At 65.6% G+C, this 14,427-nt stretch carries 15 protein-coding genes; 6 read left to right on the top strand and 9 right to left on the bottom strand.

Annotated features, from left to right (window positions below):
- Positions 1–17: 17 nt before the first annotated feature.
- Positions 18–1,199: an FAD-dependent oxidoreductase gene (locus ACQPYR_RS41140; protein ID WP_433625185.1), complete on the bottom strand. Its 1,182-nt coding sequence runs from the start codon at positions 1,197–1,199 to the stop codon at positions 18–20.
- A 100-nt stretch (positions 1,200–1,299) separates the two neighbouring features.
- Here ACQPYR_RS41140 and ACQPYR_RS41135 point away from each other — a divergent pair, with 100 nt between their 5' ends.
- Complete coding sequence (locus ACQPYR_RS41135; protein ID WP_433625183.1) at positions 1,300–1,890, top strand: TetR family transcriptional regulator; 591 nt, start codon at positions 1,300–1,302, stop codon at positions 1,888–1,890.
- Here ACQPYR_RS41135 and ACQPYR_RS41130 read toward each other — a convergent pair.
- The 6 genes from ACQPYR_RS41130 to ACQPYR_RS41105 form a co-directional block, all read right to left on the bottom strand.
- A complete protein-coding gene (locus ACQPYR_RS41130) occupies positions 1,887–2,648 on the bottom strand; it encodes an SDR family NAD(P)-dependent oxidoreductase (RefSeq protein WP_433625181.1) in 762 nt (253 codons plus the stop codon). The genes ACQPYR_RS41135 and ACQPYR_RS41130 overlap by 4 nt on opposite strands.
- Complete coding sequence (locus ACQPYR_RS41125; RefSeq protein ID WP_433625179.1) at positions 2,645–3,619, bottom strand: hypothetical protein; 975 nt, start codon at positions 3,617–3,619, stop codon at positions 2,645–2,647. The genes ACQPYR_RS41130 and ACQPYR_RS41125 overlap by 4 nt, the downstream gene beginning before the upstream one ends.
- Positions 3,620–3,807: 188 nt before the next feature.
- Positions 3,808–4,599 carry an alpha/beta fold hydrolase gene (locus ACQPYR_RS41120; RefSeq protein ID WP_433625176.1) on the bottom strand — a complete coding sequence of 264 codons (792 nt, stop codon included), beginning with the start codon at positions 4,597–4,599 and terminating at the stop codon, positions 3,808–3,810.
- 71 nt (positions 4,600–4,670) lie between these two features.
- Positions 4,671–5,780: a cytochrome P450 gene (locus tag ACQPYR_RS41115; protein WP_433635384.1), complete on the bottom strand. Its 1,110-nt coding sequence runs from the start codon at positions 5,778–5,780 to the stop codon at positions 4,671–4,673.
- A gap of 37 nt (positions 5,781–5,817) precedes the next feature.
- Entirely contained in the window at positions 5,818–6,720 is a 903-nt protein-coding gene (locus tag ACQPYR_RS41110) for an SMP-30/gluconolactonase/LRE family protein (protein ID WP_433625174.1), read from the bottom strand.
- Positions 6,714–7,859: a cytochrome P450 gene (locus ACQPYR_RS41105; RefSeq protein WP_433625171.1), complete on the bottom strand. Its 1,146-nt coding sequence runs from the start codon at positions 7,857–7,859 to the stop codon at positions 6,714–6,716. The genes ACQPYR_RS41110 and ACQPYR_RS41105 overlap by 7 nt, the downstream gene beginning before the upstream one ends.
- Before the next feature lie 86 nt (positions 7,860–7,945).
- Here ACQPYR_RS41105 and ACQPYR_RS41100 point away from each other — a divergent pair, with 86 nt between their 5' ends.
- The gene (locus tag ACQPYR_RS41100) at positions 7,946–8,557 is read left to right on the top strand and encodes a TetR/AcrR family transcriptional regulator (RefSeq protein WP_433625168.1); all 612 of its coding nucleotides are present in this window, start codon (positions 7,946–7,948) and stop codon (positions 8,555–8,557) included.
- A gap of 47 nt (positions 8,558–8,604) precedes the next feature.
- Positions 8,605–9,363, top strand: coding sequence for a helix-turn-helix transcriptional regulator (locus tag ACQPYR_RS41095; RefSeq protein WP_433625166.1), 759 nt, complete (start codon positions 8,605–8,607; stop codon positions 9,361–9,363).
- 119 nt (positions 9,364–9,482) lie between these two features.
- On the opposite strand, the gene ACQPYR_RS41090 is transcribed toward ACQPYR_RS41095, so the two are convergent.
- Entirely contained in the window at positions 9,483–10,589 is a 1,107-nt protein-coding gene (locus ACQPYR_RS41090) for an acyl-CoA dehydrogenase family protein (RefSeq protein WP_433625163.1), read from the bottom strand.
- Positions 10,590–10,683: 94 nt separating this feature from the next.
- Complete coding sequence (locus ACQPYR_RS41085) at positions 10,684–11,877, bottom strand: acyl-CoA dehydrogenase family protein (protein WP_364357308.1); 1,194 nt, start codon at positions 11,875–11,877, stop codon at positions 10,684–10,686.
- 260 nt (positions 11,878–12,137) lie between these two features.
- Here ACQPYR_RS41085 and ACQPYR_RS41080 point away from each other — a divergent pair, with 260 nt between their 5' ends.
- The 3 genes from ACQPYR_RS41080 (at position 12,138) to ACQPYR_RS41070 (ending at position 14,427) form a co-directional block, all read left to right on the top strand.
- Positions 12,138–12,326, top strand: a complete 189-nt coding sequence (locus ACQPYR_RS41080; protein WP_063046666.1) for a ferredoxin — start codon at positions 12,138–12,140, stop codon at positions 12,324–12,326.
- Between the two features lie 122 nt (positions 12,327–12,448).
- The gene (locus ACQPYR_RS41075) at positions 12,449–13,366 is read left to right on the top strand and encodes a 3-oxoacyl-ACP reductase (protein WP_433625160.1); all 918 of its coding nucleotides are present in this window, start codon (positions 12,449–12,451) and stop codon (positions 13,364–13,366) included.
- Positions 13,367–13,662: 296 nt separating this feature from the next.
- Positions 13,663–14,427 (top strand): MlaE family ABC transporter permease, encoded by a 765-nt coding sequence (locus ACQPYR_RS41070; RefSeq protein ID WP_387286415.1) that lies wholly within the window; start codon positions 13,663–13,665, stop codon positions 14,425–14,427.

Below are 14,427 nucleotides of genomic sequence, written 5' to 3'. Positions count from 1 at the left end.
GCTGGCGTGGCCCGGTTTCAGCGGTTGGCGAGTTCCGCGAGGCGGAATGCCAGCTTGTTCCGGACCGCCGGGATGCGAGTCGCCACCGTCATAACGGTATTGCGGACGATGCGTGCCGGGAGCGGGTGCAAGGTGGCCATCTTCGTCATGCGATCGGTGAAGGCGACGACGCCGAGAGCCACTGGGCGACGGGTGGTCTCGTAGGCGTCGAGCACGCTGTCGGGCTCGCCGCTGACGACCCGGGCCAGCAGCGGACCGAGGAAGGCCGCATCCTGGATGCCGGTGTTCATACCTTGTCCACCTGCCGGGCTGTGCACATGTGCGGCGTCGCCGGCCAGCAGCAGACGACCCGCGCGGTAGTGATCGGCGACGCGGTGGTGCACCCGGAAGCGCGAGCTCCACAGCACCTCACGTACTTTCACGGTGCCGCCGGGGCCGCGGGTGTCCAGGATGGCCTGGATATCCTCGATGGTCGGGTGCTCGGGGGCCTCGTCGACGGTCGCGACGACCCGGTACCGATTCGGATCGCTCTCGTCCGGCAGCGGCGCGACCACCGTCACGCCCTCCGGCGAAAGGTGCAGTGCCACTTCGTCACGCGCGATCGGCCAGTCCATCCGTACATCGGCGAGGACGAAGGATTCCGGGTAGGTGTCGCCGGTGAAGCCGATACCCGCCTGCTCCCGCACGACGCTGTGCATCCCGTCCGCGCCGACCACATAGCCCGCGCGGATCGTGCCTGCCGCGCCCGCGCCGTCGATGTATTCGACTGTGACGCCGTCATTTTCATCGAGAACCTGGGTGATCCGATAGGGCCGGTGCACATCCCCGCCCGCCTTGCGCAACCGTGCGAGCAGTACGGCCTCGGTGGTGTCCTGTGGAACCATCAGCGTGTACGGGTACTCGGTGGGCAGTCCGCCGAACGGCACTGTCGCCAGTGTGCGGTTGCCGTCCAGCACCCGGAAGGTCGGCACCACGATGCCACGGTCCACGAGTTCCTCGGCGATGCCGATTTCCCGCAGCACCTCCAAGGTCCTGGCGTGCACCACCGCGGCGCGCGAGGTGTTCGCACCCTCGGTGAGCCGGTCCAGCAGAACGAAGTCGATACCGGCGTCGGCCAGGGTGATCGCGGTGGTCAGTCCGGCCGGACCGGCCCCGACGATGACGACGGAAGTGGTCTCCGGCAGCGGGGTGGTGTTCATTGGAACTCCTAGGTCAACATCTGTAGGCCAACGCTTGTTGGCATAACCGTAGCGCTACCGGCTCGCGGAAGTCAACAGCTGTTGGCCTACACTTGTTGGCATGAACATCGACCCTGATCAACCACCTGCACGTCGCTCCGATGCCACCCGCGCGGCCATCCTGGCGGCGGCGCGCGCCCGCTTCGCCGCCGAAGGGTTTCGCAAGGCGACCATTCGCGCCATCGCCGCCGATGCCGCGATCGATCCGTCGATGGTGATGCGCTACTTCGGCAGTAAGGACGGACTCTTCGCCGCGGCCGTCGATGTGCGCCTGGACCTGCCGGATCTCGCCGCGGCCGATCCGGATGCCCTCGGGGAGTTGCTGGTTCGCCGATTCCTGGCGGTCTGGGAGGACCAGCCCGACAACAAGGTGCTGGTGATCTTGCTGCGCTCGTCCATCACCGATGAGGGGGTGAGCCAACGCTTTCGGCAGATCTTCGCCGAACAGGTGCTGCCCGCGGTGCTGCGCTTCGGCGATCCGGCCGACGCGCAGCGCCGCGGGGGTTTGATCGTCACCCAGTTGCTCGGGCTCGCGCTGTGCCGCTATGTGCTCGAGCTGGCGCCGGTGGTCGGCCTGACGCGCGAGCAGATCATCGCCGATATCGCACCGACCCTCCAGCGCTACCTGACATCGGCGCCGATCAGTCTCTAGACGTGCGCGCCACCGTCTACGTGAATTGTCGTGCCCGTGATGAATTCGCCGTCCGCGGACGCGACCATCGCGACCACACCGGCGACCATCTCGGGTGCGCCGAGCAGCGGCCCGATGGCCGGAGCCAGCTTGCTCATCAGGCCCGGATCGATATCCGGTGGCACATCGAGCAGGCTGTAGGTCATGGCCGTCTCGATGCCGCCGGGGGAGACGCAGACCGCGCGCAGATTCCGCTTGCTGTACTCCAGCGCCAGCACTCGCGTGAAGGCCTCCAGTCCGCCCTTGCTCGCCGCGTAGGCCGCGCGATACGGCGCGGCATAGGACCCGGCATTGGAGCTGATATTGACCACCACCCCGCGCCCGGACTCGAGTAGTGCGGGCAGGGCGGTGCGGGTCACCAGGAACGTTCCGGTCAGATTGGTGCCGAGGACGGTATTCCACAGCTCGGTGGTGGTCTCATGGGTATGCGACATGCGCACGATCCCAGCGGCATTCACCAGCACATCCAGGCCGCCGGCCAGCAGTCCGGGCACCGTCTGCTCGACGGCCGCTTCGTCCGCGATATCCAGCGACGCGACGGTGAGCCGGTCGCCCGAGCCCTGATCCATGGCGAGCTGAGCGGTCTTGGCGAGGCCATCGCCGGTTCTGCTCACCCCGACCACCTCCGCTCCCTCTTCGAGCAGCCGCAAGACGATGGCCCGGCCGATGCCGGAACCCGCGCCCGTCACCAGCACTCGGCGTTGCGTGAAACGCTTCATACGCTCTGCACATCCCGCGCGGCCGACAACTGCGCTATCCCGGGCAGCCGGTCGAGATCGATCGGCTCGGCAACCAGTTCGACCGGAAAGGGCCGATCTGCGGGCTGTGGCAGGCCGGGGCCGAGGATGAGGCCACCGCGGATGCCGATATGATCCATTTCCTGGATCAACGGCTCGTAGCGGGCGGGTTGTAAGTTGTTGTGCAGCACGAAATCCCGGACATCGTCGGCGGTGGTCAGGCTGCGCTGCCGCACCGGTGAGCAGACCGGGATTTTCGGATCGCGGAAGGTCATATCGTCGACGAATCCGCGCATGAAATCCGCGGCATGCTGTTGCAGCGGAGAATGGAAAGCACCCTTGTACGCGTCGAGTACGAACATTTGGCGGGTGTCCGAGGACGCCTCGATTTCGGCCAGGATCTCTTGCAGTGCCGTGAGATAACCCGAGATCACGAATGATCGGTGCACATCATCGATCGGGCCGGTGTCGACGGCCAGATGCACACCGGGGCGGCGTGCACCGTAATAGTTCGCCGGATCGTCTTCGATCGGCGTGTACATCAGACCCATTCCTTGTGCGGCAACACCTTCCGGCAATTCCGGCACGAGCCGGCGGTGATGCAGCATGCCGAACAATTCGTGCCGCTCCACGGCTCCGGCCACACAGGTGCTGATCAGCGCGCCCAGGCTCAGCCCACCGGCGGCCTCCGGCTCGAAACCGCGTGCGGCCAGGTCCTCGGCGAGACCGAGTGCGAATGCGGCCTGACGCAATGCGCCGAGGCTGTGCCGATCCTCCGGTTCGCTCGCCATTTCCGCGGCCGATTCCCGCGCGCGCAGTCGGTCGACCGATAATCCGGTCACCGCGGCGGCTTCTTCGTAGGCGAGTGCGATGGACGGGCACCGCTCGCAGAACTCATCGATGACTTCGGCGGTCAGGCTGACCTGTCCACCGAACAGAAAAGAAACCCTCATTGCATGTCCTACCCACGCCGGGGCGCACCATGGCGACACCCACTGCGTATCTGTGAATCACGTTCGACCGGAACGGAATTGGCGGCGCCGCCGTATCGAATACATCAAGCAGGCGCCCCTGTGGGCAAGAGTTTCCCCGGACCAGGCATCAGCCGCCCCCTGGGCGGTAGTACCCCTGATCGGTAGTACTACCGGCCGAGTCGTCCGAGGAATTGCAGCAGCAGCTGGTCGATTTCACACGCGTGCGTGAGATTCGGTGTGTGCGCGGCGCCCTCGATGGTGCGAAATTCCGCGGGACCACCGAGTCCCTTTGTCAGTAAATCCACGGCGTCGTGATCGAAGGCCGGATCGGAGGCACCGCGGACCAATAGCGCGGGGCAGGTGATATCGCCGATGAGATCGGAGATGTCGTCCACATTGATCAGACAGTCGGCCGCCGCGGCGATCCGTTCCCGATCACCGCTCAACCATTTGGCCAGCCACGGTTGATGATCGGACCGATCACCGCCGATGATCAAGCTCGCCACCATCTTCGCGATCACGGTCAGCGGGCCGGTACCGATCCAGGCATCGGTGACCTGGCGATAGCCGACCCGCTGCACGTCGCTGTAGGCCTGCGCCGAACAGCCGAGCAGGATCAGGCCGTCCACTCGCGGCGGGCACAGCAGGGCCATGCGCAGCGCGGTGAACCCACCCTGCCCGACACCACCGACGACCACCCGGTCGATGCCGAGGTGGTCGATGACCGACCAGGCATCGCGGGCCAGATCCCAGAAACTGTATGCGCCGTCGTCGTGTTCGGTCAGTCCGTGGCCGCGCGCATCGATCGAGATCACGCGGTATTCCGGGGCGAGTGCGGCAATCTGGTTCGCGAACATTTCGTGATCCATGAAGAAGGCGTGCCCGAGCACCACCGCGGGCCCGGATCCTCCGCTGTCGACAAAGTGCACTTTCGCGCCGGCGGAGGTTACGAAGGGCATAACCGTGCTCCTGTCAGACTGCGTCCCCCGAAATAGAGCAGCCTAACAAGAACCGGTTATACCAACGGTTTTCACCACAGCACGGGCAACTCCTCGACACCGCCGGTGAAGCTGCTGGTGCGCATCGGCACCGCGGCTGGGTCGACGGCCAAACGCAGGGTCGGGAACCGGGTCACCAATTGGGTGAATACCGTGTGCAATTCGATGCGGGCCAGTGGTGCGCCGATGCAGTGACGGGCACCGTAGCCGAAGGTCACATGGGAGCCGTCCTTTCGGGTCACCTCGACGCGGTCGGGATCGGTGAAGACCGTCGGATCATGGTTTGCCGCGGTCAGATCCAGCAGGACGAGATCACCGGTGTGCACCTCGTTTCCGTCGATCTCCATATCGGTGCGCGCATAGCGGGGCATCTGGGTGGCATCCGCCGTCCGAAGGAGTTCTTCGATCGCGGTCGGCACCAGTTCGGGGTCGTCGACCAGGGCCTGCCATTGGTCGAGGTTTTCCAGCAGCCGTTTGGCGCCGACCCCGATCTGGACCACCGTGGTCTCGTGCCCGCCGAACAACAAACCGAGGCCGAGTGTCGCGATGCCCTGATCGGACAGATCGTCTCGGGCGCACAGATGCGACAGCACATCATCGGCCTGGTCGTGCCGTTTGCGTTGGACCAATGCCATGAAGTACTCGAACAATCCGGCGACACCCTGCTGGACCTTCGCGGCGTCCTGCTGCTCGCCTAGGGCCTCGGTCCAGGCGCGGAATCGATCGCGGTCGGCGTAGGGCACACCGAGCAGTTCGCAGATGACCAATAGCGGCAGCGGCAGCGCCACGGCGGTGTGCAGGTCGGCGGGGGAGCCCTGCGCGGACATCTCGTCGAACAACCGCGTGGTGAGTTCTTCCACCCTGGGCCGCAAGTCGCGCATCCGCCGCGGCGAGAAGAACGGCACCACCAATTCGCGCAGCCGGGCCTGATCGGCGGGTTCGGTCTCGAAATTGCCGAGCGGTCCCCCGAAGAACATCGAATCCGATGCCCGCGCAGCGGTTTCCGGCGTTGGATGCGCGCGGCCTAGGCGCGGATCGGCGAATAGTGTCCGCACCTGCGCGTAGCTGGTGGCCAACCAGCCTTCATGGCCGAGCGCGGTGCGCGTCCGCTGGATGGTGTCACCCGTGACGGGGCAGCCCATGTCCACGGTCACTCCTTACGTAGTTCTCGGTTCGGACTTATTCGGGCAAGCGCACCCGCAGCAGATTTCCGCTGGCGGTGCCGACCAGGAATTCCCTTTCGGCGCTTCGGGATACGGCGATCGAGGTCATCGGCTCACCCGTCAGGACGGTGCACGTCGAGTGATCCGCCGGATTGATGCGCACGAGCCGGCCCGAGGTGGTGGCGTCGTAGAGCATGCCGTCCGGACCGATCGCGAGATCGTCGGGCAGCGGTGGCGCGCCGGGTCCGGTGGCCAGATCCGCGACGACGGTGGCGTGCGAGGGATCATCAAGCGGGATGCGCAGGATGCGGCCGTTCGGGCTGAGATACAGCGTGACGTAGAGCGCGTCGTCGTCGACCAGAATGCCGTCGGCACCGAAATGCTTTGCCCGGTCGGACCATTCGGTGTCGACGCTGCCGTCCGGCCGGATCCGGACAACGCCGGTCGAGGTGTCGGCGACGAAAAGGTTTCCCGCGGTATCGAATGCGGCGCCATTGGCCATACCCAGGCCGGAGGCGAAGATCTCGGCCCGCGGCGTCTCGGCTGTGGGATCAATGCGGACAACGCCGCCACCGGTCGAGCCGGGTAGCAGATTGGTCGGGAAGTTCCCGTACGTCACGTAGATCAACTGGTCTTGGCCGAGTTTCACCGCACCGGGATACGCGAGCGCGACCCTGGCGGTAACGCGGCCGGACGGGTCATAGCGAACCACCTCGTTGCGTCGCACCCGCGAGACCCACAGGTCACCGCGCGCGTCATAGGCCAGACCTTCGGCCCAGTCCTCATCCCGAACGACAGCGGCCGTTGCAATCGTGGCGGTGGCTGTTGCGCACGAAACCGATTCGGCCGCGGCCGAAACCGGAATCACGCCGACGAACGCGCACGCGATCGCGGTGCCGACCCCTACCGCGTTCACCATGCGACGGGCAACGAGATCAGGCCCTTGGTGACAACGTTCTCGCGCACCTGCAACTCATCCGGGTCGACCGCCAGATGCAGTGTCGGGAAGCGAGATATCAGCTGACCGAAGGCAACCCGCAATTCGATGCGAGCCAGCGGCGCACCGGTGCAGTAGTGCAGGCCGTAGCCGAACGCCAGATGCTGCCCCTGCGCCCGGGTCACGTCGAGTTGGCGCGCATTGGTGAAGATCCCCGGATCGTGGTTGGCCGAATCGACGTCCAGCAGCACCAGATCGCCCGTTCGGACGGTGACGCCGTCGATCTCCATATCGGTGCGCGCATAGCGGGCGAAGGCGGTGGAGTCGTGTACGCGCAGCAGTTCCTCGATGGCGGCGGGCACCAGCTCCGGCTGGTCGACCAACTGCTGCCACTGTGCCGGATTCCGCAGCAATTGCACGGTGCACAGGCCGATTTCGACGACAGTGGTCTCGTGCCCCGCCAGGAGCAAGCCCATGGCCAGCGTCGCGATGGCATCGTCGGCCAGGTCCGGCACCTCGCACAGCTTGGCGATCACGCCTTCGCCCGGTTCCCGGCGCAGCCGTTCGACCAGCGACTTGCAGTACAGGAACCATTCGGCCCCGGCCTGTCCCGACTTCGCGCCGTCGCTGGTGTCGAACAGCGCCTCGCTCCAGATCCGGAACTGCGCGCGATCCTCGTAGGGGACGCCGAGTAGTTCACTGATGACCAGCAGCGGCAGCGGTTCGGCGAAGGCCTTGTGCAGGTCGGCGGGCGAGCCCTTTTCGGCCATATCGTCGAGTAGCTGCGTGGTGAACGCGGCTACCCGCGGCGTGAGTTCGCGCATCCGTTTGGCCGAGAACAGTGGATTCAACAGTCCGCGCATGCGCGCGTTATCGGCGGGTTCGGTCTCGAAGTTCCCGAACGGGCGGCCGAAAAACACCGACTCCGACGACCGTGCCGCTGTCTCCGGTGTCGGATGGGAACGGCCCAGACGTACATCGGTGAACAGCTCTTTCACCTTGTGATAGCCGCAGACCTGCCAGGCCTCGTCGCCCGTCGCCGTGCGGACGCGGCTGATCGAGCTGGGTGCGGCGTCGGTTCCGGTGAAGGGGCATGCGAGTTCCGATGAGTCGGTGGTCATGGCTCACTCCTTGCTAACAAGCTCTTGTACAAGCAAGCTTAAACATAAGTGCTTGTACTATTCCACTTGAACAAGGAGGTGATGTCGTGCCCGAAAGCCCAACGCCCGCCGAGACTGCGGCGCAACCGGTCCGGCGCATGCCGCGCGCCCAGCGGCGCGAGCAGATCCTCGCGGCGGCCACCCGCGCGGTGGCCCGCAACGGATTCACCGGGACGGGCCTGCCCGATATCGCCGCCGAGGCCGGCATTACGCACGTCATCCTCTACCGGCACTTCGCCTCGAAGGCCGATCTGTACCGGGCCGTGCTGGAACGGGCCTACACCAGGCTCGGCGACGCCGTCGGCACCGAAAAGCTGGACGGCACAAGCATTTCCGCGCTGCTGCGGGCGGCCGCCGCGGATCCCGACGCCTTCCGGCTGCTGTTCCGGCACGCGGTGCGCGAGCCCGAATTCCGCGATGTCATCGATATGGTCCGCAGCTATTCGACGATGATCGCGCAGCGGTATCTCACCGATGCCGTGCCTGCGGGGCCGTGGCAGGACTGGGCCGCGCAGGTCATCCCCACCTTCATCCTGGATGCGGTGATCGCCTGGCTCGATGCCGGACAGCCGGACCTGGACGATGCCGCCGAGCGGATCAATCGCGCGGCCCGCGCGCTCATCGAGGTGGCCGGCGGCGAATTGGTCCAGAAGGATTGAGCGGCAAGGCATAACGTCATCCATGGGCGGCGACCCGAAGGAGGAACATGGATGAACTACAGGTGCCGACTCTCGCCGAATTCGTGCGGATGCGGCGGCAGCGGCCGAGCGCGGCGCATCCGGGCGGCCTGAGCCGACAGCAGTTGGCCGAGGCGATCCACTCCAGCGTCGGCTATCTCGCCAAGATCGAGCAGGGCGGTGCGTTCAATCCGAGCCCCTCGATTCTCGATGCGCTCGCCGAGGTCTTCGCACTGGATCCGGACGAGCGCATCCATCTGTATCACCTTGCGCAGCAGCGATTCAGCGGCGGTTCGCGCCGGCCCGGCCCGGTGCGGCAGCCCGTGCGCAAGACCCTCGATGCCTTGACCCCGCATCTCGCGGCGGCGCTCGACGACGGCTGGCGCGTCATCGACTGCAACGATGCCTTCGACAAGGCCTTCCCCGGTCTGCGATTGAACGGACATACGCTGCGCTGGATGTTCACCGATCCGCGGGCACGTCTGGTGATCGAGGAATGGGAGCGCGAGGCCGATCTGATGGTCGGTCGTTTTCGCGGCTACGCGGGCCGTGCCGGTGTCCGAGCCGATGTCCAGCTGCTACTGCGCGAGCTGGGCGCACAGTCCGATTTCCACCGCCTGTGGAATACCGGCCGGGTGTACATCGGCCGTCGAGACCCGACCATCCGGCTCCGAAATCGCAAGACCGGCAAGCGGTTCGAAATCCACGTCCAACGATTCCGCACCACGCTGCCCGAGCCGACCCGCCAACTTTTCGTCGGGTTGCTCGGGGACGATGCGGCCGGATAGATCTGATCAACATAGCTGCGTGAACAGCGATCGGCCCGCCGGTGGCAGGTCCGGCGGGCCGATTCGGGTGCGGCAATCCGACCCTTTCGAGCGACCTGCAAGCAGTCGCTAGCGCTCGGTCAGGCAGGAGTTTCCGCGAGCAGAGAGCCGATGGCCCGCAGGTGATCGGTGGCCCCGCCCAGTGCGAATTCATTGTGCTTCGCGGCGGTGAAGTAGTTGTGCACGATGTGGTCGCGGTCGATGCCGACGCCGCCGTGCACGTGAACCACGGTGTGCGCCACCCGGTGTCCGGCATCGGCGGCCCAGAACTTGGCCGTGTGTACGGCTTCCGCGCTGGCCAGATCCTCGGAAACCCGCCAGGCCGCCTGGGTGACCGCCAGCCGCAGCCCCTGGACGTCGATGTAGGCGTCGGCGAGGCGCTGCGCGACGGCCTGGAAGCTGCCGACCGCCTTGCCGAATTGTTCACGCTCGCGGGCATATTCGGCGACCAGCTCGAGTGCGCGCTCCAGGGTGCCCAATTGCTGTGCGCTCAGGCCGAGCCAGGCGCGGGTCAGGATCCAGTCCAGTATTTCCGCACCGGAGTCGACCGTCGCGACCAATTCGGCGGGGGTGTCATGGAATTCGACGCCGAACTCGGCGCTGAAGTCGACCACACGCTGGGCGGTCAGGTTCACCGTCGCATCGGCGGGATCCACCAGGAACAGCGCGGGAGCTCCGGAAACCGTGGCGGGGACCAGGATTCGGGCCGCACGATCGGCATAGGGCACCGTGGTCTTCGCGCCGGTGAGTCGCCAGCTGCCATCGGCCTCGTGCGCAACGGTGGTCGGTTCGGCCGGCTCCCAGTTGTGCTCCTCGGCGAGTCCGGCGGTGAGGATGATGCTGCCCGCACCCGCCTGGCGCGCCCAATCCTGTTGAGCCTGCGAGCCGAAACGCGCGAGCGCCCCCGCGCCGACCACGATCGACCACAGGTACGGGACCGCGGCGACGTGCTTGCCGAGTTCACGCAGCACGGCGCTCTGCTCGAGCGCGCCGAAATCGCCGCCGCCCACCGACTCCGGCAGTGCGGCGGCCAATACGCCGGTCTCGGCGAGCGACTGCCACAGCGGCTCGTCGAAGCGGCCCTCGGCATCGAGTTCGCGGATCCGGTCTGCGGTCACCAACTTGGCGCAGACCTCGGCGGTCAGACGGGTCAGATCGAGCTGAGCTTCGGTGGGTGTGAAATCCATGGTGTCTACCTGCTTTCTGCGGTGAGCGACGGGCCCGGAGGCGGTAGCTTGCGTGACCACGTAGGTCCCGGGGAGCACCGCGATCTGATACAGCTCAGCGCGCGGCGGCGGGTTGCTTCAGTGCGGTCATGGCGATGATGTCGCGCTGGACCTCGTTGGTGCCGCCACCGAAGGTGAGGATCAGCGCGGCGCGGTGGAACCGCTCCAACCGTCCGCGCAGCTCGGCGCCGGGCGAATCCTGACGCAGATAGGCCTGCGGGCCGAGGATTTCCATCAGCAGCCGGTAGGCCTCGGTGGACAGTTCGGTGCCGTAGACCTTGCAGGTCGAGGCATCCCACGGCCGCGGTGCGGCATCCCCGCCCGCATCGGCCCGGCTGGCGATCTCCCAGTTCAGCAGCTTCAGATATTCGACCTTGGCCTGCACCCTGGCCAGATTGAGCCGCACCCATTCCTGATCGATGACCCGGGAACCGTCCCCCGCCTTGGTGTTGCGCGCCCATTCGGTGGTCTGGTTCAGCGCGACCATGAGCGGTCCGGCCGAGGTGAGCGCGACGCGCTCGTGGTTGAGCTGATTGGTGATCAGCGCCCAGCCGCCGTTCTCCTGGCCGACCAGCGAACTGGTCGGCACCCGGACGTCCTGGTAGTAGGTGGCACTGGTATCCGGTCCGGCCATGGTGTGCACCGGGGTCCACGAGAAGCCCTCGGCGGTGGTCGGCACGATGAGCATGCTGATGCCCTTGTGCTTCTTGGCTGTCGGATCCGTGCGGACCGCGAGCCAGACATAGTCGGCGTACGCGATCAGGCTGGTCCACATCTTCTGGCCGTTGATCACGTAGTCGTCGCCGTCGCGCACGGCGGTGGTGCGCAGGCTGGCCAGGTCGGTGCCAGCGCCCGGTTCGGAATAGCCGATGGAGAAGTGCAGTTCGCCCGCGGCGATCTTGGGCAGGAAGAACTTCTTCTGCTCCTCGCTGCCGTAGTGCATGATCGTCGGCGCCACCGAATTGATGGTGAGGAAGGGCACCGGCGCACCGGCGATGGCCGCCTCATCGGTGAAGATCAGCTGGTCCATGGTCGGGCGGTCCTGGCCGCCGAACTCCTTGGGCCAGGCCAGGGTGAGCCAGCCGTCGCGGCCCATTTCCTGGACCACCTCGCGGTAGACGTTGCCGTGGCCGTACTCGCCGGTGGTCGCGCTCAGCGCGGCTCGGCGCTCCGGGGTGATCAGCCGCGCGAAGTAGTCGCGCAGCTCCGCGCGGAGCTCCTCCTGCTGCGGCGTGTACGCAATGCGCATGGCAATACCTCTTGGGGGATGGTCAGCCGACGGAGCTTGCGTAGTCGGCGGGTGGGTAGAGCTTTGGGGGATGGTCAGCCGACGGAGCTTGCGTAGTCGGCGGGGTGGGTAGAGCTCAGCTTTCGTTCGGTGTCGGTCAACCGATCATTGCATACGAACTGAAACATGTTCCAGTATTGCTACCGAATCCGCACACTGGCGGTACCCGATATGACCTGGTGTTGTTAGGCTTCGACCAGAGTCGCGTTTAAGGAGTTCCCATGAAGGTCACGGTCGATCTGGATCAGTGCGAGGCCAACGGAATCTGTGTCGGAATCGCCCCCGACGTGTTCGAACTCGATGACGAGGATGTGCTGCACATCGTGGAAGCCGACGTACCTGCGGATCGGCTCGCCGATGTCGAGGACGCGGTGGCCCAGTGTCCGAAGGCGGCGCTGAAGTTGCAGTAACCCGGTGCTTGCCGTCAGACAGGAACACGTTCTAGAGTCGGCCCCGTGAGTGAGCGCAGCGAACGAACAGAAAACACAGCGTGTATCACGCACGGTGGAACCGAGCGCAGCGGGGTGCAGCCGTGAGTGATGTAGACAACACGGATGTGAGCCTTGCCGGGCGGGTGGCCATCGTTACCGGTGGCGGCGCCGGACTGGGGCGCGCCGAGGCGCTGGCTTTGGCAGGGGCGGGCGCGTCGGTGGTGGTCAACGATCTGACGGAGTCGGATGCGGTGGCCGAAACCCTCGCCGATATCCGTGCGCTCGGCGCCAAGGCCGAGTTCGTCGCGGGCAGCATTGCCGAGCGGTCGACCGCTGATGCGCTCATCAGCACCGCCGAGGAAGCGTTCGGCAGCGTCGACATCGTGGTGAACAATGCGGGCATCACCCGCGACCGCATGCTGTTCAACATGTCCGACGAGGACTTCGACGCGGTGGTCGCGGTGCATCTGCGCGGTCATTTCCTATTGACCCGCAATGCGGGCGCCTATTGGCGGGCCAAGTCCAAGGCGGCGGGCGCGCCGATCTACGGCAGGCTCGTCAACACCTCTTCCGAGGCGGGCCTGCTCGGCCCGGAGGGGCAGGCCAACTATGGTGCGGCCAAGGCCGGTATCACCGCGCTGACGCTCTCCGCCGCGCGCGGTCTGTCCCGATTCGGCGTGCGCGCCAATGCCATTGCGCCGCGGGCGCGCACCGCGATGACCGAGTCGGTCTTCAGTGCGGCACCGGAGGCGGGCATCGATCCGCTCTCACCGGATCATGTGGCGCGCTTGGTCGCATATCTCGCTTCGCCCGCCGCCGAGGCGGTCAACGGGCAACTGTTCGTGGTGTACGGGCCGATGGTCGCGTTGATGGCAGCGCCGGTCGTCGAAGAGCGCTTCGACGCCGCCGATGATCACTGGTCGGTAAATGATCTCGCCGCCACGCTCGGCGGATACTTCGCGCAGCGGCCCACGGGGCGTACGTTTTCAGCGTCTTCTTTGATCGATCTGGACAACTGAGACTGTGATGGCGGATGCCATCGGAAACTAGCTGATCACTCGTCCAGTTGTTGATCACCGATGCGGCGCTTGGTAGACATGGGAGTCGACGGTGCGTGACGCCTCACAAAGGTTAGGCCACCCTCAAATGACACCTGTTACAAATTCATGGGCCGAATTTGAGAAAAATGGCAGTTCAAATATGCCAAAAAGCTTCCTACAGCAATGTGAACATGTTCTAATCGTTGCGGCGATGTGGCTAGGGCGGGGCATCGTGCGATGAGCAGAATCAGCAGGATGAGCAAGGAGGATCGTGCATGAACGAGGTCCTTGCTGTGCCATTGCGGGCAGTCGGCGGATTCTTCGAACTCGTTGCCGACGTCGCGCGGGCCAGCATTCGACGCCCGTTCCAAGGGCGCGAGTTCATTGATCAGGCCTGGTTCATCGCACGCGTTTCGATCATTCCGACACTGCTGGTGGCGATTCCGTTCACCGTGCTGGTGAGCTTCACACTCAACATTCTGCTGCGCGAAATCGGCGCCGCAGATCTCAGCGGCGCCGGTGCGGCATTCGGTGCGGTCACCCAGGTCGGGCCGATTGTCACCGTATTGATCGTGGCGGGCGCAGGCGCCACCGCGATCTGCGCGGATCTCGGGGCGCGAACCATTCGCGAAGAGATCGACGCGATGCGGGTACTCGGTATCGACCCGGTGCAGCGGCTGGTGGTGCCGCGGGTGCTGGCCTCGATGTTCGTGGCATTGATGTTGAACGGCCTGGTGTGCACCATCGGCATCGTCGGTGGCTTCCTGTTCTCGGTGCTGCTGCAGGACGTGAATCCCGGTGCTTTCGTCAATGGCATCACGCTGCTCACCCATCTGCCCGAGCTGGTCATCTCCGAAGTGAAGGCCGGTTTGTTCGGGCTGATCGCCGGACTGGTGGCCTGTTATCTCGGCCTGAATGTCAAAGGTGGTCCCAAGAGTGTCGGTGATGCGGTGAATCAGACCGTTGTCTTCGCCTTTATGGCCCTGTTCGTGGTGAATGTCGTGGTCACCGCCGTCGGTATCAAGTTCGCGGCGCGGTGA

The sequence above is a fragment of the Nocardia sp. CA-120079 genome (genome assembly GCF_050955745.1).
Lineage (GTDB): Bacteria > Actinomycetota > Actinomycetes > Mycobacteriales > Mycobacteriaceae > Nocardia.
Note: the sequence above shows the minus strand (reverse complement) of the source record. Positions and strands in the feature narration are given on the sequence as shown.

Coding starts and splice junctions, on each gene's coding strand:
- ACQPYR_RS41140 (WP_433625185.1), bottom strand. CDS start 1,199: ATGAACACCACCCCGCTGCCGGAGACCACTTCCGTCGTCATCGTCGGG.
- ACQPYR_RS41135 (WP_433625183.1), top strand. CDS start 1,300: ATGAACATCGACCCTGATCAACCACCTGCACGTCGCTCCGATGCCACC.
- ACQPYR_RS41130 (WP_433625181.1), bottom strand. CDS start 2,648: ATGAAGCGTTTCACGCAACGCCGAGTGCTGGTGACGGGCGCGGGTTCC.
- ACQPYR_RS41125 (WP_433625179.1), bottom strand. CDS start 3,619: ATGAGGGTTTCTTTTCTGTTCGGTGGACAGGTCAGCCTGACCGCCGAA.
- ACQPYR_RS41120 (WP_433625176.1), bottom strand. CDS start 4,599: ATGCCCTTCGTAACCTCCGCCGGCGCGAAAGTGCACTTTGTCGACAGC.
- ACQPYR_RS41115 (WP_433635384.1), bottom strand. CDS start 5,780: ATGGGCTGCCCCGTCACGGGTGACACCATCCAGCGGACGCGCACCGCG.
- ACQPYR_RS41110 (WP_433625174.1), bottom strand. CDS start 6,720: ATGGTGAACGCGGTAGGGGTCGGCACCGCGATCGCGTGCGCGTTCGTC.
- ACQPYR_RS41105 (WP_433625171.1), bottom strand. CDS start 7,859: ATGACCACCGACTCATCGGAACTCGCATGCCCCTTCACCGGAACCGAC.
- ACQPYR_RS41095 (WP_433625166.1), top strand. CDS start 8,605: ATGGATGAACTACAGGTGCCGACTCTCGCCGAATTCGTGCGGATGCGG.
- ACQPYR_RS41090 (WP_433625163.1), bottom strand. CDS start 10,589: ATGGATTTCACACCCACCGAAGCTCAGCTCGATCTGACCCGTCTGACC.
- ACQPYR_RS41085 (WP_364357308.1), bottom strand. CDS start 11,877: ATGCGCATTGCGTACACGCCGCAGCAGGAGGAGCTCCGCGCGGAGCTG.
- ACQPYR_RS41080 (WP_063046666.1), top strand. CDS start 12,138: ATGAAGGTCACGGTCGATCTGGATCAGTGCGAGGCCAACGGAATCTGT.
- ACQPYR_RS41070 (WP_387286415.1), top strand. CDS start 13,663: ATGAACGAGGTCCTTGCTGTGCCATTGCGGGCAGTCGGCGGATTCTTC.